This is a genomic window from Paraconexibacter antarcticus (assembly GCF_024220175.1).
Taxonomy (GTDB): Bacteria; Actinomycetota; Thermoleophilia; order Solirubrobacterales; family Solirubrobacteraceae; genus Paraconexibacter; species Paraconexibacter antarcticus.
The window spans coordinates 928,183-947,262 of record NZ_CP098502.1; the positions used below are offsets into that span (position 1 = coordinate 928,183).

Here is a 19,080-nt window from a genome sequence, read left to right on the forward strand (position 1 = left end):
GGAAGGTGAAGGGACTCAGGCCGCGGCCTGTGCGGACGTCCTCCACGGAACCAGCACGACCCCAGACCGAGTGAAGGAAGAACGAAGAAACGCCGAAATCCCGGAAGACCCCGGTGTCCCCCGTCCCGGGTGGTTTCCGGGTGGCACGGGTGGCAGGGGCCGGGGCAAGCTGGTAGGACGGAGGCGACGCCGATCACCCCTCCCCGGCCGCCGGAGCCTGCATGACCCCCAGTGACGTAGACCCGCAAGAGACCCGCGAATGGCTCGAGGCGCTCGACGCGGTCGCCCGCGAGAGCGGCCCCGACCGGGCCCGCGAGATCCTCGACCACCTGCTCGCGCTCTCCTCCCGCCTCGGCGCCCACCCCCACACGGAGGGGCCCACGCCCTACGTCAACACGATCGCCGTCGACCAGGAGGAGCAGCTCCCGGGCGACCCGGCCGTCGAGCGGGCGCTGCGCTCCCTCGTCCGCTGGAACGCGATGGAGCTCGTGCTGCAGGCGAACAAGGAGTCCTCCGAGCTCGGCGGCCACATCGCCTCCTTCCAGTCCGCGGCGGTCCTCTACGAGACCGGCTTCAACCACTTCTGGCGTGCCCCGACCGACGAGAACGGCGGCGGCGACCTCGTCTACATCCAGGGCCACTCCTCGCCCGGCATCTACGCCCGCGCCTTCCTCGAGGGCCGCTTCGACGAGGAGCAGCTGCGCCGCTTCCGCCGGGAGACCGACGCGGGCAAGCCCGGGCTGAGCAGCTATCCGCACCCGTGGCTCATGCCGGGCTTCTGGCAGTTCCCGACCGTCTCGATGGGCCTCGGCCCGCTCATGGCGATCTACCAGGCGCGGTTCATGAAGTACCTCAAGGGCCGCGACCTCGGCAGGCCGTCGGGCCGCAAGGTCTGGGCCTTCATGGGCGACGGCGAGATGGACGAGCCCGAGTCGATGGGCGCGATCTCCCTCGCCGGGCGCGAGAAGCTCGACAACCTCATCTTCGTCATCAACTGCAACCTGCAGCGGCTCGACGGCCCGGTGCGCGGCAACGGCAAGATCATCCAGGAGCTCGAGACGAACTTCCGCGGCGCGGGGTGGAACGTCATCAAGGTCATCTGGGGCTCCAAGTGGGACCCGCTGCTGGCCGCCGACACCGACGGGCGCCTTGTCCGCCGCATGGAGGAGGCCGTCGACGGCGACTACCAGACGTACAAGTCCCGCAACGGCGCCTACGTCCGCGAGCACTTCTTCGGGAAGGACCCGCAGCTGTTGAAGATGGTCGAGCACATGAGCGACGAGGAGGTGTGGGCGCTCAACCGCGGCGGCCACGACCCGCAGAAGGTGTACGCCGCCTACGCCGCCGCCTCCAAGCACTCCGGCCAGCCGACGGTCATCCTCGCGAAGACGATCAAGGGCTACGGGATGGGGACCTCCGGCGAGGGCCAGAACATCACCCACCAGCAGAAGAAGATGACGCGCGACTCGATCCGCGCGTTCCGCACGCGGTTCGACCTGCCGATCACCGACGAGCGGATCGACGACACCGCGTTCGTCAAGCCGTCCGACGACGACCCGGCGATGGTCTACCTGCAGGAGCACCGCAAGGCACTCGGCGGCTACCTGCCCCAGCGCCGGCCGACCACCGAGGTGCTGCCCGTCCCTGAGCTGTCGGCCTTCCACGGGCAGCTCGAGGGCTCTGGCGAGCGGGAGATCTCCACGACGATGGCCTTCGTCCGCGTGCTCGCGACGCTCGTGCGCGACAAGCAGCTCGGCCGCCGCGTCGTCCCGATCGTGCCGGACGAGTCACGGACGTTCGGCATGGAGGGCATGTTCCGCCAGCTCGGGATCTTCAGCCAGGTGGGTCAGCTCTACTCGCCGGAGGACTCCGAGCAGCTCATGTTCTACCGGGAGGACAAGCACGGCCAGATCCTCCAGGAGGGCATCAACGAGCCCGGCGCGATGTCCTCGTGGATCGCCGCCGCGACCTCGTACGCGAACCACGGCGTCGCGATGATCCCCTTCTACATCTACTACTCGATGTTCGGGTTCCAGCGGGTCGGGGACCTCGCCTACGCGGCGGGCGACTCGCGGGCCCGCGGCTTCCTCATCGGCGGGACGGCGGGACGCACGACGCTAAACGGCGAGGGCCTGCAGCACGAGGACGGCCACTCGCACCTGCTCGCCTCGACGATCCCCAACTGCGTGGCGTACGACCCGACCTACGGCTACGAGGTCGCCGTCATCGTCCAGGACGGGCTGCGGCGGATGGTCGCCGAGCACGAGGACGTCTTCTTCTACCTCACGGTCATGAACGAGAACTACGTCCAGCCCCCGATGCCCGAGGGCGCGGAGGCGGACATCCTCAAGGGCCTGCACCGGATCGCCGGGGACGGGAACGGGGCGATCCGGCTGCTCGGCTCGGGCACGATCCTCCGCGAGGTCGAGGCGGCCGCCGCCGTGCTGAAGGAGGACCACGGCATCGACGCGGACGTCTTCAGCGCCACGTCCTTCAACGAGCTGCGCCGCGACGGGATGGCGACCGAGCGCTGGAACCGGCTGCACCCGACCGAGCCGCCGCGCGTCTCGCACGTCGGGACGACGCTGCCCGGGGACGCCCCCGTCGTCGCCGCGAGCGACTACATGCGGGCGTTCGCCGATCAGATCCGGCCGTACGTCGACGCGCCCTACACCGTGCTCGGCACGGACGGCTTCGGTCGCAGCGACTACCGCAGGGCCCTGCGCTCCTTCTTCGAGGTCGACCGGCGCCACGTGGTGGTCGCGGCGCTCCACGCGCTCGGCCGCCGCGAGGACGCCGCCCAGGCGATCTCCGCATACGACATCGATCCCGAGGCGGTGGCACCGTGGCGCAGGTGACGAAGGTCGAGGTGCCGGACATCGGCGACTTCGACGACATCCCCGTCATCGAGATCCTCGTCGAGATCGGCGACACCGTCTCGATCGAGGACCCGCTCGTGACGCTCGAGTCCGACAAGGCGACGATGGACGTGCCCTCGCCGGTCGCGGGCCGGGTCGCGTCCATCGACGTGAAGATCGGCGACACGGTGAAGGAGGGGTCGCTCATCCTCACCGTCGAGGAGGGGGAGGCCGCGCCGTCGAACACGGAGGACGACCTCGGTGTCGCCCCGGCGCAGGAGCTGCCCGACCACGTCGAGGTGCCGGACGCGCCGCCCGCGGACCTCGGCGGGGCGCCCGCGCCTCCGGCCGCGTCACCCGCGCCCGCCGCCCCCGCCGCCCCTCCCGGCGCGCCGGTCTACGCCTCGCCGATGGTGCGCCGCCGCGCCCGCGAGCTCGGCATCGACCTCACGTCCGTCACCGGCACGGGCCGCGGCGGGCGCATCCAGGCGAGCGACCTGCGGGCCGCCGCCGACACCGCGAAGCCGATCGTGCCCGGGGGCGTGCCGGCCGGCGACGCCACCTCGATCCTCGGCTTCCCGCTCGCGCCGTGGCCGACGCCGGACTTCGCCAAGCAGGGGCCGGTCGAGCGGGTCGAGCTGACGCGGATCCAGAAGCTGTCGGCGGCCAACCTGCACCGCAACTGGGTCGCGATCCCGCACGTCACGCACAACGACGAGGCGGACATCACCGACCTCGAGGCGTTCCGCAAGGAGATCAACGCCGAGCAGGCGAAGCAGGGGGAGGCGGGCGCGAAGGTGACGATGGTCGCCCTGCTGCTGAAGGCCTGCGTCGCCTCGCTGAAGGCCTACCCGCGGCTGAACTCGTCGCTCGACGGCGACGGGCTGATCCTCAAGCGCTACTACCACCTCGGGTTCGCGGCGGACACGCCGAACGGGCTCGTCGTCCCGGTCATCCGCGACGTCGACCAGAAGGGGATCCTCAACGTCGCGCGGGAGCTCACCGAGCTCTCGGGCAAGGCCCGGGCGGGCAAGCTCGGCCCGAAGGAGATGACGGGCTCGACCTTTACGATCTCGTCGCTCGGCGGCATCGGCGGCACGTCGTTCTCGCCGATCGTCAACGCCCCCGAGGTCGCGATCCTCGGCGTCACCCGCAGCGCCATGAAACCGGTCTGGGACGGCAGCGCCTTCCAGCCGCGGCTCATGGTCCCGCTGTCGCTCTCGTACGACCACCGCGTCATCGACGGCGCCCTCGCCGCGCGGTTCGTCGTCCACCTCTGCCAGACCCTCACCGACCTGCGGCGGGTGCTCCTCTAGATGGCCACGACCACGATCACGGTCCCCGTCCCCGACATCGGGGACTTCGACGACGTCCCGATCGTCGAGATCCTCGTCGCGCCCGGCGACGTCGTCGCCCCGGAGGACTCGCTCGTCGTCCTCGAGTCCGAGAAGGCGACGATGGAGGTCCCGTCGCCCGCGGCGGGCAAGGTCGTCGAGATCCTCGTGAAGGTGGGGGACGGCGTGAAGGAGGGGGTGGCGCTGCTGACGCTGGAGGTCGAGGCGGGGGACGGCGAAGACTCCGACGCCGCCGGCTCCGCGTCCGCGCCGGTGACGTCCTCCTCCGCTCCGACTCGCTCGGGCGGGCGGGTTCCGGTCACGGGAGCCGCTCCGGAGGGGGTGCCGAACGCTCCCGCTCCGTCCCCGGCCCCCGCCGACCTCCCCGACTCCGACCACACGGCGCAGCTCGTGGTGCTGGGCTCGGGGCCCGGCGGCTACACGGCGGCGTTCCGCGCGGCGGATCTCGGGCTCGACGTGCTGATGATCGAGCGCTACGAGAAGCTCGGCGGCGTCTGCCTGAACGTCGGGTGCATCCCGTCCAAGGCGCTCCTGCACGTGGCGAAGCTCATCACCGACGCCGAGGACTCCGGCGCCCACGGCGTCGCCTTCGCGGCGCCCGAGATCGACCTCGACGCGCTGCGCGAGTTCAAGGACGGTGTCGTCGGCAAGCTCGTCGGCGGCCTGTCCGGCATGGCGAAGCAGCGCAAGGTCCGCACGCTCCAGGGCCGCGCGACGTTCGCCGGGCCGCACCAGCTCGAGGTCGTCACCGACGACGGCGTGCAGACCGTCGCCTTCCAGCAGTGCATCGTCGCGGCGGGGTCCGAGGCCGTCGCGCTCCCCGACCTCCCGGACGACGAGCGCATCATGGACTCGACCGGGGCGCTCGAGCTCCGCGACATCCCGGCGAGGCTGCTCATCGTCGGCGGTGGCATCATCGGCCTGGAGATGGCCTGCGTCTACGACGCGCTCGGCTCGTCCGTCACCGTCGTGGAGCTCGCCGACGCGCTCCTCCCCGGCGCCGACCCCGACCTCGTCCGCCCGCTGCAGAAGCGGGTCAAGGAGCGCTACGCGGGCATCCACCTCGGCACCCGCGTCGAGGCGATCGCGGCCGAGGAGGACGGCCTGCACGTCCGCTTCGCCGGCCAGGAGACCCCGGACACGACGACCTTCGACCGCGTCATCGTCGCGGTCGGCCGGCGCCCCAACGGCGGGCGGCTGAACGCCGACGCCGCCGGCATCGAGGTGGACGCCCGCGGCTTCATCCCGGTCGACGCGCGACTGCGGACGAACGTCCCCCACATCTCCGCGATCGGCGACCTCGTGCCCGGCCCGATGCTCGCCCACAAGGCGATCCACGAGGGCAAGGTCGCGGCCGAGGTCATCGCGGGGGAGGACGTCGTCTTCGACGCGAGGACGATCCCGTCCGTCGCGTACACGGACCCCGAGGTCGCCTGGACCGGCCTCACCGAGACCGAGGCGAAGGCCCAGGGCATCGCCTACGAGGTGGCGTCGTTCCCGTGGGCCGCGTCCGGGCGTGCGCTGTCGCTCGGGCGCAGCGAGGGGACGACGAAGCTCCTCGTCGAGCCGGAGACCCACCGCATCCTCGGCGCGGGCGCCGTCGGCGTGCACGCGGGCGACCTCATCGCCGAGGCCGTCCTCGCGCTCGAGATGGGCGCCGTCGCCGGCGATCTCGCCCTCACCGTCCACCCGCACCCGACCCTCTCGGAGACGATGGGCCTCGCCGCCGACCTCATCGAGGGGACGATCACGGACCTCCCGCAGCCGCGGAAGCGCAGCTGAGGCGCCTGCGCGGCCGCCGGCCCGCGCGGCCGCCGGCCCGCCGCGCAGAATCGGCACACCTCGCGGGTAGATCCGTCGCAGCGGGGTGCGGCACCCTGGCGGGGTGTGTCCTCCCAGGTCGACTCAGCCGGGCTCAGCGGACACACCTCGCCGGCGGGCGGTCACGGCTTGCACGAAGGCCGCCGCGACGGCCGGGCGTCAGGGTGGGGCCATCGGCGTCTCGCAGCTGCGCTGCGCCGGGCTGACACCGTCCATGGTCGAGACCCGCGTGGCCCGCGGCGACCTCCATCGCCGCCACCGCGCCGTCTACGCCCTCGGCCCGCACCGCCGGCTCGCGCCGTACGGCGAGTCCTGGCTTGCCGCCCTCGCGGTGGGGGACCGTGGCGGCCTCGGCGGCTGGTCCGCCGCCGCGGTCGTCGGAGCCGCCGCGTGGCCGGCGCGCCCGCAGGTGCTCGTCCGCGGTGGTCCGCTCACCCTCGACGGCGTCGACGTCCTCCGCACCCGAGCGCTCGACCCGGCGGACATCTACACCGACGCCGCCGGCCTGCGCTTCGCCTGGTGGCCGCGGACGCTCACGGACCTCGCCGCGCGAGCGTCGGTCGCCGAGCTGCAGTCCGTCCTCGACGGGCTCGAGCGCCGCGGCCTCCTCGACCTCCCGCGGCTCGACGCGGCGCTGCGCGCGGCCCGCGGCCGCGACGGCATCGCGAAGCTCCGCCGCGCGCTCGTCCCCTACGACACGATCCCGGAGGCGGAGTACCTCAGCCTGCTCGAGCGCTTCAGCGCGCTGCTCGGCGGGCAGGCGGACCTCCCGCCACACGAGGTCAACGGCCCCGTCACCCTCGGTAGCGGCCGCATGATCCGCGTGGACGTCGTGTTCCGTGGGCCTCGCGTCGCGATGGAGCTCGACGGCCGCGACAGCCACGACCGCTCGCTCCGGTTCGCGACCGACCGCGAGCGTGACCGCGAACTGCAGAAGCTCGGCTTCGCGACGCCGCGGTTCACGTGGCAGGACGTGATGCACCACCCGCAGCGGGTGCTGCGCGACCTCCGCGTGCTGCTCGCCCGGCGGGTGTGACCGCCCACGTCGCCGGAGGCGCGCTGCGCGGACACACCTCGCCGCGGCGCCCCTCGGCCCGGCCCGGCCGCGACCAGCGACCGGCTACGGCTGGGGCACGCGGCGCGCGCGCCCGAGCGCGTCGCGGCCCGGGGCCGGCCACAGCTGCACGACCCTGCCGCGCGCCCGCGACCGCCGCTCGTTGCGGCGGACGGTGACGTAGAGCCCGGTGACGAGCACGGCGTCGATGAGGCAGATGACGGCGACGACGAGGGGGATGACCTCGAACCACGGCATGAGAACCACTGTTCCCCTGACGGCGGACGGTCGAAACACGGGTGAGCTACGGAGGCGTAACATCTGGCGCATGGCCTCCTCGTCCCGTGCCCTGCAGCGCCTTGCGGCCGACTCCGCCGGGCTCGCCAACCGCCTCGTCATGCGCCCCGTCGGCACCGGCGGCCGCACCCTCGGGAGCTGGCCGCTCGACAGGGCGATCACCGGCCGCGTGACGCTCGTCACCGGCGCCTCGTCCGGCATCGGCGAGGCGACCGCCCGCGCCATCGGCGCCGCCGGGGGGACCGTCGCCCTCGCCGCCCGCACGCAGTCCAAGCTCGAGGACGTCGCCGCCGCGGTCGAGGCCGCCGGCGGCCACGCGAGCGTGCACCCGGTCGACCTCGCGGACCTCGAGGCGATCGACGCGCTCGCCTCAGACGCGCTCGCCCGCCACGGCCACATCGACATCCTCGTCAACAACGCGGGCCGGTCGATCCGCCGGTCCGTCGCGAACTCGACGACCCGCTTCCACGACTACGAGCGGACGATGCAGCTGAACTACTTCGCCGCCGTCCGCCTGACCCTCGGGCTGCTCCCGGCGATGCAGGAGCGCCGCCACGGGCACATCATCAACGTCTCGACCCTCGGCGTCCTGACGCGCGTCCCGCGGTTCAGCGCCTACGTCGCCTCCAAGGCGGCGCTCGACGCGTTCGGCGACAGCCTCCAGGCCGAGGTCCTCGGCGAGGACATCCGCGTGACGACGATCCACATGCCGCTCGTCCGGACCCCGATGATCGCCCCGACCGGCGCCTACCGCGGCGTGCCCGCCATCAGCGCCGACGAGGCCGCCGGCTACCTCACCCGCGCGATCGTCGAGCGCCCGCGCCGCCTCACGCCGCCGGTCGGCCAGGCGATGAACGTCGCGGACGTCTTCGCGCCGGGCGTCACCGACTGGCTGCGCCACCGCGGCTTCGCCTCCTCGCGCGACTCCCGCGCGGCCCGCGGCGACGACTGACCGCCGGTCCACCGCGACGGCCCGGGCGCGCCCCGGCCGCGCCCCGCGATGGCCCGGGCGCGCCCCGCCGCTAGGTTGGGCCCGGTGAGCGACGGCCACCCCCGCCACCTCCTGCTGCTCCTCGGGTGCCTGTCGACGTTCGGGCCGCTCTCGATGGACATGTACCTCCCCGGCCTGCCCGCGATGGCGGACGACCTCGGGGCGTCGACGTCGGCCGCGCAGCTGACGCTCACCGCATGCCTCGCCGGCCTCGCGACGGGCCAGCTGCTCGTCGGGCCGCTGAGCGACACCCACGGCCGCCGCCGTCCCCTCCTCCTCGGCCTGCTCGCCTACGCGGCGGCGTCGGCGCTCTGCGCGCTCGCGCCGTCGGTCCTCGCCCTCACGCTCCTGCGCTACGTGCAGGGCGTCGCGGGCGCCGCGGGGATCGTCATCGCGCGGGCGGTCGTCCGCGACGTCGCGGAGGGGGACGCGGCCGCGCGCGCCTTCGCCCGCCTCATGCTCGTCAGCGGCCTCGCCCCGATCCTCGCGCCCGTCCTCGGCGGGCAGGTCCTGCGCCTCACCGACTGGCGCGGCGTCTTCGGCGTCCTCGCCGTGATCGGCCTCGCCCTCGCCGCGGCGACGGCCCGCGCCCTCCCCGAGACCCACGCCCCCGAGCGGCGCCGGACGGGCGGCGTGCGCGAGACGACCGCGGTCTTCGCCGACCTGCTGCACGAGCGGACGTTCCTCGCCTGCACGCTCGCCTGCGGCCTGTCGTTCGCGGCGATGTTCGCCTACATCGCGGGGTCGCCGTTCGTGCTGCAGGAGGTGTACGGCGTCTCCCCGCAGACCTTCAGCGCGCTGTTCGCCCTCAACGCCTTCGGCATCCTGCTCGGCAGCCAGACGAGCGGGCGGCTCGTCGGCCGGGTCGCGCCCGCCCGGCTGCTGACCGTCGGGGTGCGGGCGGCGGCCGCCGGCGCCGTCGGGCTGCTCGTCGTGAGCATCGCCCACGCCGGCCTCGCCGCCGTGCTCGTCTGCCTCTTCCTCGTCGTCGCCTCGATCGGGCTCATCCTCCCCAACGCCGCCGCCGTCGGGATGGCCGGGCACCCCCGGACCGCGGGCAGCGCGTCGGCGCTCCTGGGCCTCAGCCAGTACTCGTTCGGCGCGCTCGCGGCGCCGCTCGTCGGCGTCGCCGGGTTGCGGCACGGCGTTCCGATGGCGGTCGTCATCGCGACGGCCGCGCTCGGGTCGCTCCTCGCGCTGACGGTGCTGCTGCCGCGGCGGGTGACCGCCGCCGCGGTCCGCGCGGCGGGTTAGGCCGTCGCGGCCGCCGGCAGCGCCGCGCGCGCCGCGAGCGTCTGCACGCAGGCGCTCGCCGCCTCGCGCCCCTTCACGATGAAGTGGTCCGAGAAGAAGCTGCGGTGCTCCTCGGCCTCGTGGAAGTGGTGCGGGGTGAGGACGAGCGAGAAGAACGGGACCTCGGTCTCGAGCTGGACCGCCATGAGGCCGTCGAGAACCGCGCCGGCCACGAACTCGTGCCGGTAGATGCCGCCGTCGACGACGAGCGCGCAGCCGACGAGCGCGTCGTAGCGGCCGCTCCGCGCGAGCGCCTTCGCGTGGAGCGGGATCTCGAGCGCGCCCGGCACGTCGAAGACGTCGACGGTCGCCCCGCCGTCGGTGAGCCGGCCGATCTCGGCGCGGAAGGACTCCTCGGCGCGGTCGACGATGTCGGCGTGCCAGCGGGCACGGATGAAGGCGACGCGGGGGCTGGTGCTCGGGGTGCTCATGGCCCGCGGATCTTCCCATAACCCGGGCCGGCGGCCCGGCTGCGCGGTCGGTCCCCGCGGTCGTTCACACGAGCTGCGGCAGACGGCTCGGGCCCGTCGCTACGCTCGCAGGCGGTGCCCGACCCCGTCGCCGATCCGCGTCCCGAGCCCGCGGCCGCACCCGGCGGCGCCGCGCCCGCGCCCGCGGTCGTCCCCGGCCGCTCGGGCGACGCCGGCTGGCTCGGCCTCGGCCTGACCGTCGCCGCCCTCGTGCTCGCGGCGCTCGTCATCCTCGCGATCCCGGCCCTGCGCGAGGCGGCGAGCCACGCCCTGCACGGCGACGGCGAGCTGCTGCGGCGCCAGCTCCGCGACCTCGGCGCCGTCGGCGTCCTCGTGCTCGTCGCCGTCATGCTCGTCCACGCCGTCGTCTTCTTCCCGGCCGAGCTCGTCAGCGGGACCGCCGGCTACGTCTACGGCTTCCTGCCCGCGATCCCGATCGTCCTCGGCGGCTGGCTGCTGTCCGGCGTCGCGAGCTACTGGATCGGGCAGCACGCCGGCCGCCCGCTACTGCGCAGCCTTGCGGGGGGTCACCGGCTCGAGCGCGCCGAGGCCGCCGTCGCGCGGGGCGGGGCCGGTGCCCTCCTCGCCGCCCGCCTCATCCCGGTCGTCCCCTACAGCCTCGTCGGCTACGTCGCCGGTGCGGCGCGGGTCCCGTTCCTCACATTCGCGTGGACGTCGCTCGTCGGCAACATCCCGATCTCGCTCGTCGTGATCGCCGTCGGCACGCGCCTACGCTCGTTCTCGCTGAGCGACCCCGTCGTGTGGCTCGCGGTCGTCCCCGTCCTCATCGCGGCGGTCGTCGTCCACCGCATCTCACGGGTCAGCCGCCGCGGTGGGGACGACGCGCGGGACGCGGGCGCGCCCGGCGCGGGCACGACGCGGTGACGTAACAGGCGAGCGCGGGCTCGGCGCGGACGCCGTGCTCACCCGCGATCGCCGCCCCGAGCGCGGCGGCCGCCGAGCCGTAGTCCGCGAGGAAGGACGCGCGGTCGACGCCGGGCATGAGCGGATCCGCGCAGACCGCCGTCCGGTTCAGGCGGGCCGGGTCGGCCGGCCCGTCGTGGGTCAGCGCGTCGAGCGCGAGCGCCCACGCCGTGTTGTCGTAGGTGCCGATGGCGAGGTGCTCCGCGAGGTCGCCCGGGCAGACGTCCTGGATCCGCGTGTTCGCGATCCGGCCGGGCCCGGTGAGCCGCGCGCCGGTGTTCGGGACGACGATCTCGTCGTACGCGGAGTAGTTCACGGTGTAGTCGATCCCCGCGAACGTCTCCTGGCGCGAGTTCAGCGCCTTGATGAAGGCCGCGGTGTCGCGCTGCTGCAGGATCGCCGCTGAGCAGCCGACCGTCGCGCACTCCACCCCGAAGGCCTGCGCGTCGATCGTGCCGTGGTTCGACGGGGCGTTGCCGATGAGGTCGGCGACCATCGGCCGGGTGTCGGGCCACCAGCGCAGCGCCCAGCGGCCGATCATGCCGCCCTGGCTGTGCCCGATGATCCCGATGCGGCGGCCGCTGCGCGCGTGCAGCCGGCGGATGCCGTTCACGACGTACTCGCCCGCGACCTGGATGTCGCCGAGCGAGCTGTGCGGCAGCGTCACCGCGCACCACGGGATCCCCGCCGCGGTGAGCGCCGGCTCGTAGTTCCAGCCGAAGTCGGTGCGCGGCGTCGTCGCCGTCCCGGGGAGGAGGAGCACCGGCTCGCGCGTCGCGTGGTCGACCGCTCCGCCGCACGTGAGCGACGCGGCGAGCAGCGCCTTCGGGACCCTCAGCGCCGGGCCCGGCCGGCTCACCGGCGCGTAGGTGACGGCCGACGCCGGGGCGGCGGTGAGGACGCACGCCACGAGGAAGGCGGCGGCGGTGAGCAGGACGGCGGCGGCGCGGCGGGACATGGGCACGAGCCTATCCGCGGCTACCCTCGGCACCATGGCCCCGTCTGCGCGCGCCGACGTCCGCATCGAGCCCTGGGGCGAGGGCGACCTCCCGCTGCTCCACGGCCTGATGGGCGACCCGGCGATGATGGAGCACCTCGGCGGCCCCGACACCGTCGAGCAGATCGAGGCCCGCCACGCCCGCTACCTCGCGTCGGGCGACCCGGTCATGCGCGTCGTCGACGTCGCCTCCGGTGCGGGTATCGGCTGGGTCGGCTACTGGGAGCGCGAGTGGCAGGGCGCCCACGTGTTCGAGACGGGGTGGTCGGTGCTGCCCGCGCATTGGGGCCGCGGCGTGGCGCGCGCGGCGACCGCGCAGGTGCTCGACCTCGCGCGGGCCGAGCGGCGCCTGCGCTGGGTCCACGCCTACCCCGGCGTGGACAACGCCGGCTCCAACGGCGTGTGCCGGAGCCTCGGCTTCGAGCTGCGCGGCGCGGTCGACCTCCCCCTGACCGCGACGGACCTCACGCTGCGGTGCCACGACTGGCGCTACGACCTGCAGGCCTGAGCGCTAGGGTCGAGCGCCGATGAGCGCGACGACGACGGCAGAGACGGTGCTGCGCGCACGCGGCATCGCCCACAGCTACGGCCGCCTGGAGGCGCTCGCCGGCCTGACCCTCGACGTGCGCCCGGGCGAGTGCGTCGCGCTCATCGGCGCGAACGGCTCGGGCAAGTCGACGGCGGTGCGCATCATCGCCGGCATGCTCGCGCCGACGAGCGGCACGGTCGAGATCGCCGGCGCCGACCCGCACGTCGAGCCGGACGGCGAGCAGGCCCGCGCCGCGCTCGCGCTCGTCCCCGACAACCCGCTCCTCTACGACGACCTGACGATCGCCGAGCACCTCGAGCTCGTCGGCCTCGCGCACGGCGTCCCGGACGACGAGCTCGTCGTCCGCATCCCGGAGCTGCTCGACCGCCTCGGCCTCGAGCCGCGCCGCGACTTCCTCCCGCGCGAGCTCTCCCGCGGCATGCGCCAGAAGACCGCCCTCGCCTGCGCCCTCGTGCGCCCCGCGAAGCTGCTCGTCCTCGACGAACCGGTCGTCGGCCTGGACCCGCCGTCCCAACAGCTGCTCGTCGAGCTGCTGCAGGAGGCGAAGGAGGCCGGCGTCGCCGTCCTCTTCACGACCCATCAGCTCGCGTTCGCCGACGGCCTCGCCGATCGCGCCGTCGTCCTCCAGGAGGGCGTCGTCCTCGACACCGGTGCGTGGGCGAAGGTCCGCCAGCGGGCGCGGGAGCGCGGATGGCAGTGACGACCCGCGAGCAGCGGCTGAAGGACGTCCGCGCCTGGATCGACGCGACGGTCGCCGGCCCCTCGCTCGGCCAGCGCGCCGAGAAGGTCTACACCTTCGTCCTCGTCTGCGCGATCTTCGGGTCGGGCCTCTTCGACGCGGTCCACACCGCGCTCGCGCAGGTCATGTCGGCGGACGGGACCGCGACGTGGGGAACGGGGATCGTCCTGCTCGGCGTCGTCATCACCGCCCGCTGGGGCGCCTACCAGGGGCCGGTCGTCTTCGCGGTCGCCGACGTCGCGCACCTCCTCGCGGCCCCGCTCAGCCGGCGCGGGCTCGCCGCCCGCCGCCTTGCGGTGTCGATGGCGGAAGGTGCGCTGGCGGGCGCGCTCATCGGGGGCGTCGCCGTCGTCGGCCTCGCCGGCCACAGCCACGGGTTCTCCGCCGCGCGCGGGGCCGGGCTCGTCGCCGCGATCGCCGCCGTCGGCGTCATCGGCGTCGCGGCGGCCTGGGGCGTCCAGGCCTCCGCCCGCCTCGAGCGCACGCTTGGTCCGCTGACGTGGCTCGCGCTCGCGGCGGCGATCGCGCTCGGGCTCGCGGGCCGCCACGACGACGCCGTCGTCCGGGTCGCACGCTGGTCGGGGCCCTGGGGCTGGGCGGTGGCGCCGGTCCGCGGCGGCGGGTGGCCGCTCGCGCTCGGCCTGCTCGTCCTCACCGCGGCCGCCGCCGCGACCGTCGCGCTGCGCGCGTGCGGCACCTGCCCGGTCGAGCGCCACCTGCGCCGCGCCGAGGCCCGCGCGGGGGCGGCCGCGTCGCTCGTCGCCTTCGACACCCGCTCGATGCGCCAGGCGCTGCAGACCGCCTCGAACGGCAAGCAGGCGCGCGGCACGGCGAACCTCCGCTGGGTCCGCCGCCGTTCGCTGCCCGGGCAGCTCGCCTGGCGCAGCGCGAGCGCGCTGCGCAGGACGCCGGCGCGCGTCGCCGAGGCGCTCGTCCTCGGCGCGGGGGCGACGACCCTCCTGCTCGTCACGCCCGACCGCGTGACCGCCGCCCTCGTCGGCGGCCTGCTCCTGTTCATCGCGGCCACCCGCGTCCTGGAGCCGCTGCGCGAGGAGATCGACAAGCCCGGCCGCGCCCGCATCCTCCTGCGCGCCTCGTGGGGCCACATCCTGCTCGCGCACGTGACGCTCCCGCTCGTCCTCGTCGTCCTGAGCGTCGCGGTGGGGGCCGGCGGCTGTGCGGCCGCCGGGGGCATCCTGCACCCGGGCGGGGCCCTCGTCGTCGCCGCGCTGGCGGGCGCCGTCCCGGCGACGCTCGCCGCCGCGCTGAGCGCCCGCCGCGGTGGCCGCCTGCCGATGAGCGTCCTCTCGATGGCGACCGCGGACCCCACCGGAGCGAGCGGGTTCATGGTCATCGGGTACCTGCTGCTGTGGCCGCTCGTCGGCGCGCTCACCGCCGGCCTCCCCGCGGCGCTCGTCGCCCACGGCGGCGTGCGGGGCCTGCAGCCCGCGCTCATGCTCGCGCTCGTCGCGGCGACGCTCCTCGGCGCGATCCTCCGGGCCACGCGGGACAAGTGAGGCACCCCGCCGGGCCCGTCCCGTTCGCGGACACGCGTGACCTGCGCCGCGCGATCCTCCGCCCGCACCAGTCGCCGGCCGAGCTCGCGGCCGCGGAGCCGGACGACCCGCTGGCCCTCGCCGCCGGGGTCCGCGGCGACGACGGCGCGCTCGTCGCCGTCGGCTTCGTCCACCCCGACCCCGACGCGGCGCCCGGCGACGCCGCGTGGCGGGTGCGGGGGATGGCGACGGCCCCGGAGGCCCGCGGCCGCGGGGCGGGCAGCGCGGTGCTCGCGGTCCTCCTCGACCACGCGGCCGCCCACGGCGCCGTGCGCGTCTGGTGCAACGCCCGCACCCCGGCGCTGAGCCTCTACGAGCGCGCCGGATTCACCGCGACCTCCGGCGTCTTCGACCTGCCGCCCATGGGGCCGCACGTCGTGATGGAGCGAACCACCCCGCCACCCGACACCCCGCCACCCCGCTCCCCCACCCCACCGCGCGGCGGGGACAGGTAGCCGGGAGCGGCAGCGGGAGCGCCGGGGGACACACCCCCGCAGCGGCTCCCGCACAAGGCGAGGGACGAGCCGTGCGGAGCGGAGGGGGTGTGTCCCCCGCGCGGACGCGGACGCGGACGCGGCGCCGGACGCCCCGCCGACCCGCCGCTCGCGCCCAACCCCTACTTCAGCTGCGCGCTCGTCCGCCCGAGCAGCTGCCGGGCGATGATGAGCAGCTGGATCTGCTGGGTGCCCTCGAAGATGTCGAGGATCTTCACATCGCGGGCCCACTTCTCGAGCAGCTCGGTCTCGGTGACGCCGAGGGCGCCGCAGAGCTCGATGCACCCGAACGCGATGTCCGTGCCGGTGCGGCCGGCCTTCGCCTTGGCGATCGACGCCTGGACGGAGTTCGGCTTCTTGTTGTCGGCCATCCACGCCGCCTGCATCGTCAACAGGCGCGCAGCGTCGTACTCGGCCTCCATGGCGAGGAACTTCGCCGCGGCGGCCGACTGCGACAGCAGCGGCTTGTCGTAGTCGACGGCGACGCCGGCCTCCTCGAGCGCCTCACGGGTGAAGTCCAGGCACGCCTTCGCGCAGCCGACGGCCATCGCGGCGACGAGCGGGCGGGTGTTGTCGAACGTCTGCATGACGCCGCCGAAGCCCTTCTTCACGTCGACCTCGGGGGAGCCGAGGAGCGCGCTCGCGGGGACGCGGCAGTCCTGGAGGATGAACGCGGCGGTGTCGCTCGCCCGGATCCCGAGCTTGTGCTCGAGGCGGTCGAGCTTCATGCCCGGGTTCGAGCGCTCGACGATGAACGACTTGATCGCGGCGCGGCCGACGGAGCGGTCGAGCGATGCCCACACGACGACGAGCTCGGCCCGCTCACCGGCGGTGACGTAGATCTTCTCGCCGTTGAGGACGTACTCGTCGGTCGCCTCGTCGTACTCGGCGGTCGTGCGGATCGAGGCGGAGTCCGAGCCGGCCTCGGGCTCGGTGATCGCCATCGCGGCCCAGCGCCCGCCGAACTCCTTCAGCTGCTCGGGCGTGGCGACGGCGGCGATCGCCGAGTTGCCGAGCCCCTGGCCGGGGATGGACAGCAGGAGGCCGACGTCGCCCCAGCACATCTCCATGATCGACAGGGCGGTCGAGAGGTTCGACCCGTTGCGGGTCCCCTCGGCGTGTCCGTTGCCGTTGCCGCTCGCGGGCTTGTCCTCGCCCTTGCCGGCACCCGCGGCGCCCGCGCCGCTCGTGGCGCCGGAGTCGCTCATGCCGTTGAGGATCGCCGCGAGGAAGTCGAGCTCCTTGGGGCGCTCGTGCTCGGCGACGTCGTACTTGCGGGCGATCGGGCGCAGGACCTCCTGCGCGACTGTGTGGGCCTGCCCGATGAGGGGCTGGAACTTCTTGGGGGTCTCGAGATTGATCATGTGTCTCTCAGCTTTCGAAGTCGATGGGAGCGGCGGCCCTAGACGAGCAGGGCGCCCTCGTAGACGCCGGCGGTGCGGAGGTCCCGGTACCAGCGCTCGACCGGGTACTCCTTCGTGTAGCCGTGCCCGCCCAGGAGCTGGACGGCGGAGGACCCGATCTCCGCGCCGTGCTTCACGCACAGCTGGCGGGCGACGGCCGCCTCGCGGAAGAAGTCCTTGCCCGCGTCGGCCCGCGACGCGGCGCGCCACGTCGCCAGGCGCATGCCGGCGGTCTCGATCGCGATGTCGGACACCGTGAAGGCGACGGCCTGCCGGTTGGCGATCGGCTCGCCGAAGGCGACCCGCTCGTTGACGTACGGGACGAGGTAGTCGAGGGCGGCCTGCGAGGCGCCGACGGCCACCGCGCACCAGGCGAGGCGCGCGCGGTGGATGCACTCCGCGTAGACGTCCTGGTCAGCGCCGCCGAGCAGCGCGGCCTCCGGGAGGACGACACCGTCGAACGCGACCGTCGCGGTCGCCGCGGCACGGACGCCCATCGCGGGCTCGGCCGTGACGCTCACCCCGCCGCCGCTCGTCGGGACGAGGAACAGCGCCGGGCCGCGGTCCTGCAGCTCGGCGGCGACGAGGAAGAGCTCGGCGTCGGCCGCGCGGGCCACGAGCGACTTGACGCCGTCGAGGACGTACCCGCCGCCGTCGGCCGGGCGCGCCTTCGTCTCCAGGACGAAGGGGTCGAAGAGCGGCCGCGGCTCGAGGATCGCCAGCGCGCTCACCGCGACCTCGTCACCCGTGAAGGCCGGGAGGTACGTCGCCTGCTGGTCGGCGTCGCCCCACAGCCCGAGGGCGGTCGGGACGGCGCTCGTCGCGAGCGTCGCGACGGCGAGGCCGAGGTCGCCGTGCGCGAGCGCCTCGGCGACGAGGACGCCGGTGACGGCCGAGCGCTCCGCGGCCGAGCCGCCGAGCTCCTCGGGGACGCCGAGCGTCGCGAGGCCGAGCTCGCTCGCGGAGGCGAGCAGCTCCGCCGGGGCGGCGCAGGCGGTGTCGGCCGCGAGCGCGACGGGGCGCAGCTCGGCGGCGGCGAACTCCTTCATCGCCTCGACGATCATCTGCTGGTCCTCGTCGGGCGTGAGGTCGAAGACCCCCTTCGGCGAGGCCGGGCGCGCGCGCTCGGGCTTGCCGCTGCCGCGGACGATCGTGAACGTGCGGCCGGCGGACGCCGCGGCGCCCATGCCGTTCTTCGTGACGGAGTAGAGGGCGCGCTCGGCGGGACCGCGGAGGCCGACGCGGTCGATGACCTCGAGGGCGGCGATCTGGCGGAGGGCCTTCAGCCCGATGCCCATGCTGCGTTCGGCGACGGTGGTCATGACGTTGCTCCTGACTTCTTGGTGGTCTTGGGCGCCCGGCGCGCGGTGGCGCGCGGCTTCTTGACGGGCTTGAGGGGCGTGACGGACCCGACGAGGTGCGCCGAGCCCTTCCTGCGGTCCTTGACGGCGAACGACGTCACGCCGGTCTTCGCGTCCGTGACCGACCCGAACGTCACGGTCGTCGGCAGCAGGACGGGCTTGCGGAACTCCACGTCCACCGTGAACGCGTCGGGCAGCTGGGCCTCGAGCGCGGCGACGGCGCGGGCCTTCGTCCACAGCCCGTGGGCGATCGCCCGCGGGAAGCCGAAGGCCTTCGCCGTGAGGCCGTACAGGTGGATCGGGTTGCGGTCGCCGGAGACGGCGGCGTAGCGGCGACCCTGGTCGCCCGGGACCCTCCACGTCACCGACGCGGGGACCTCGGGGTCGGGGCCGCGCTCGGCCCGGGGCCCGCTCGGCGCGCCGGTCCGCAGCATCGTCGACGCCGCGGTCCACACGACCTCGCCGGCCGCGTCCGACACCTCGGTGTGGAGCGTGACCGTCCGGCCCTTCGGGTGCAGGTCCAGGCCGGTCGCCCAGACGCGGAGCGCGAGCTCCTCGCGCACGCCGACCGGGCGGCGGTGCTCGATCGTGTTCGTCAGGTGCACGAGGCCGACGGGGCCGAACGGGAAGGAACCGTCGGTCATCAGCGCGATGTGGACCGGGAAGGCCCGGACGTTGAGGTACGTCGCCGGCAGCGTGTCGCGCAGCGTGAAGCCGCAGACCTTCGCGTAGGCCGCGAGGTGGTTCAGGTCGGTGGTCAGCGGGGCGCGCAGCTCGAGGTCGGGGAGGTCCCCGCCGCCGCCGGGCAGCCCGATCGGCAGGGGGAGGGACCCGACCACCGGCAGGGCCGACGCGAACGCCTTCCCGTAGCCGGCGAGGATGGACGGCTCGCCGCTGAGCTCCTTGATCGTCGTCAT

At 74.4% G+C, this 19,080-nt stretch carries 17 protein-coding genes; 11 read left to right on the top strand and 6 right to left on the bottom strand.

Translation table 11 applies throughout. From position 1 onward, the window contains the following. The first annotated feature begins 221 nt into the window (after positions 1-221). The 4 genes from aceE to NBH00_RS04560 all read left to right on the top strand — a co-directional run bounded on the left by aceE (position 222) and on the right by NBH00_RS04560 (position 7,070). A complete protein-coding gene (aceE, locus tag NBH00_RS04540) occupies positions 222-2,858 on the top strand; it encodes a pyruvate dehydrogenase (acetyl-transferring), homodimeric type (protein WP_254572165.1) in 2,637 nt (878 codons plus the stop codon). Continuing rightward, complete coding sequence (aceF, locus tag NBH00_RS04545) at positions 2,846-4,174, top strand: dihydrolipoyllysine-residue acetyltransferase (protein WP_254572166.1); 1,329 nt, start codon at positions 2,846-2,848, stop codon at positions 4,172-4,174. Before aceE ends, aceF begins: the two co-directional genes overlap by 13 nt. Further along, positions 4,175-5,995, top strand: coding sequence for a dihydrolipoyl dehydrogenase (gene lpdA, locus NBH00_RS04555; RefSeq protein ID WP_367401284.1), 1,821 nt, complete (start codon positions 4,175-4,177; stop codon positions 5,993-5,995). Between the two features lie 253 nt (positions 5,996-6,248). Then, the gene (locus tag NBH00_RS04560; RefSeq protein WP_254572167.1) at positions 6,249-7,070 is read left to right on the top strand and encodes an endonuclease domain-containing protein; all 822 of its coding nucleotides are present in this window, start codon (positions 6,249-6,251) and stop codon (positions 7,068-7,070) included. An 84-nt stretch (positions 7,071-7,154) separates the two neighbouring features. Here NBH00_RS04560 and NBH00_RS04565 read toward each other — a convergent pair whose 3' ends face one another. Then, positions 7,155-7,346: a hypothetical protein gene (locus tag NBH00_RS04565; RefSeq protein ID WP_254572168.1), complete on the bottom strand. Its 192-nt coding sequence runs from the start codon at positions 7,344-7,346 to the stop codon at positions 7,155-7,157. 70 nt (positions 7,347-7,416) lie between these two features. Here NBH00_RS04565 and NBH00_RS04570 point away from each other — a divergent pair, with 70 nt between their 5' ends. Both NBH00_RS04570 and NBH00_RS04575 read left to right on the top strand, forming a co-directional pair. Beyond that, the gene (locus NBH00_RS04570) at positions 7,417-8,337 is read left to right on the top strand and encodes an SDR family NAD(P)-dependent oxidoreductase (protein ID WP_254572169.1); all 921 of its coding nucleotides are present in this window, start codon (positions 7,417-7,419) and stop codon (positions 8,335-8,337) included. Positions 8,338-8,421: 84 nt separating this feature from the next. Next, entirely contained in the window at positions 8,422-9,630 is a 1,209-nt protein-coding gene (locus NBH00_RS04575) for a multidrug effflux MFS transporter (RefSeq protein WP_254572170.1), read from the top strand. Here NBH00_RS04575 and NBH00_RS04580 read toward each other — a convergent pair. Continuing rightward, a complete protein-coding gene (locus NBH00_RS04580) occupies positions 9,627-10,100 on the bottom strand; it encodes a 6,7-dimethyl-8-ribityllumazine synthase (RefSeq protein WP_254572171.1) in 474 nt (157 codons plus the stop codon). The genes NBH00_RS04575 and NBH00_RS04580 overlap by 4 nt on opposite strands. 114 nt (positions 10,101-10,214) lie before the next feature. Here NBH00_RS04580 and NBH00_RS04585 point away from each other — a divergent pair, with 114 nt between their 5' ends. Then, on the top strand, positions 10,215-11,024 hold the full coding sequence (locus NBH00_RS04585; RefSeq protein ID WP_254572172.1) for a TVP38/TMEM64 family protein: 810 nt from the start codon (positions 10,215-10,217) through the stop codon (positions 11,022-11,024). Here NBH00_RS04585 and NBH00_RS04590 read toward each other — a convergent pair. Further along, complete coding sequence (locus tag NBH00_RS04590) at positions 10,960-12,021, bottom strand: esterase/lipase family protein (protein ID WP_254572173.1); 1,062 nt, start codon at positions 12,019-12,021, stop codon at positions 10,960-10,962. The two genes, NBH00_RS04585 and NBH00_RS04590, sit on opposite strands and share 65 nt — an antisense overlap. Before the next feature lie 34 nt (positions 12,022-12,055). On the opposite strand from NBH00_RS04590, the gene NBH00_RS04595 reads away from it, so the two are divergent. The 4 genes from NBH00_RS04595 to NBH00_RS04610 are packed head-to-tail and all read left to right on the top strand — an operon-like array spanning position 12,056 to position 15,360. Then, the gene (locus NBH00_RS04595; protein WP_254572174.1) at positions 12,056-12,568 is read left to right on the top strand and encodes a GNAT family N-acetyltransferase; all 513 of its coding nucleotides are present in this window, start codon (positions 12,056-12,058) and stop codon (positions 12,566-12,568) included. A 19-nt stretch (positions 12,569-12,587) separates the two neighbouring features. Beyond that, the gene (locus NBH00_RS04600; RefSeq protein WP_254572175.1) at positions 12,588-13,310 is read left to right on the top strand and encodes an ABC transporter ATP-binding protein; all 723 of its coding nucleotides are present in this window, start codon (positions 12,588-12,590) and stop codon (positions 13,308-13,310) included. Then, a complete protein-coding gene (locus NBH00_RS04605) occupies positions 13,301-14,866 on the top strand; it encodes a hypothetical protein (protein ID WP_254572176.1) in 1,566 nt (521 codons plus the stop codon). The genes NBH00_RS04600 and NBH00_RS04605 overlap by 10 nt, the downstream gene beginning before the upstream one ends. Next, a complete protein-coding gene (locus tag NBH00_RS04610) occupies positions 14,863-15,360 on the top strand; it encodes a GNAT family N-acetyltransferase (RefSeq protein ID WP_254572177.1) in 498 nt (165 codons plus the stop codon). Before NBH00_RS04605 ends, NBH00_RS04610 begins: the two co-directional genes overlap by 4 nt. A gap of 161 nt (positions 15,361-15,521) precedes the next feature. Here the strand turns inward: NBH00_RS04610 and NBH00_RS04615 are convergent, their stop codons facing one another. Genes NBH00_RS04615 through NBH00_RS04625 form a run of 3 tightly spaced genes read right to left on the bottom strand, consistent with a single transcriptional unit; the run spans position 15,522 to position 19,080 of the window. Then, entirely contained in the window at positions 15,522-16,763 is a 1,242-nt protein-coding gene (locus NBH00_RS04615; RefSeq protein WP_254572178.1) for an acyl-CoA dehydrogenase family protein, read from the bottom strand. A gap of 38 nt (positions 16,764-16,801) precedes the next feature. Continuing rightward, the gene (locus NBH00_RS04620; protein ID WP_367401301.1) at positions 16,802-18,100 is read right to left on the bottom strand and encodes an acyl-CoA dehydrogenase family protein; all 1,299 of its coding nucleotides are present in this window, start codon (positions 18,098-18,100) and stop codon (positions 16,802-16,804) included. A gap of 20 nt (positions 18,101-18,120) precedes the next feature. After that, positions 18,121-19,080 (bottom strand): MaoC family dehydratase, encoded by a 960-nt coding sequence (locus NBH00_RS04625; protein ID WP_254572180.1) that lies wholly within the window; start codon positions 19,078-19,080, stop codon positions 18,121-18,123.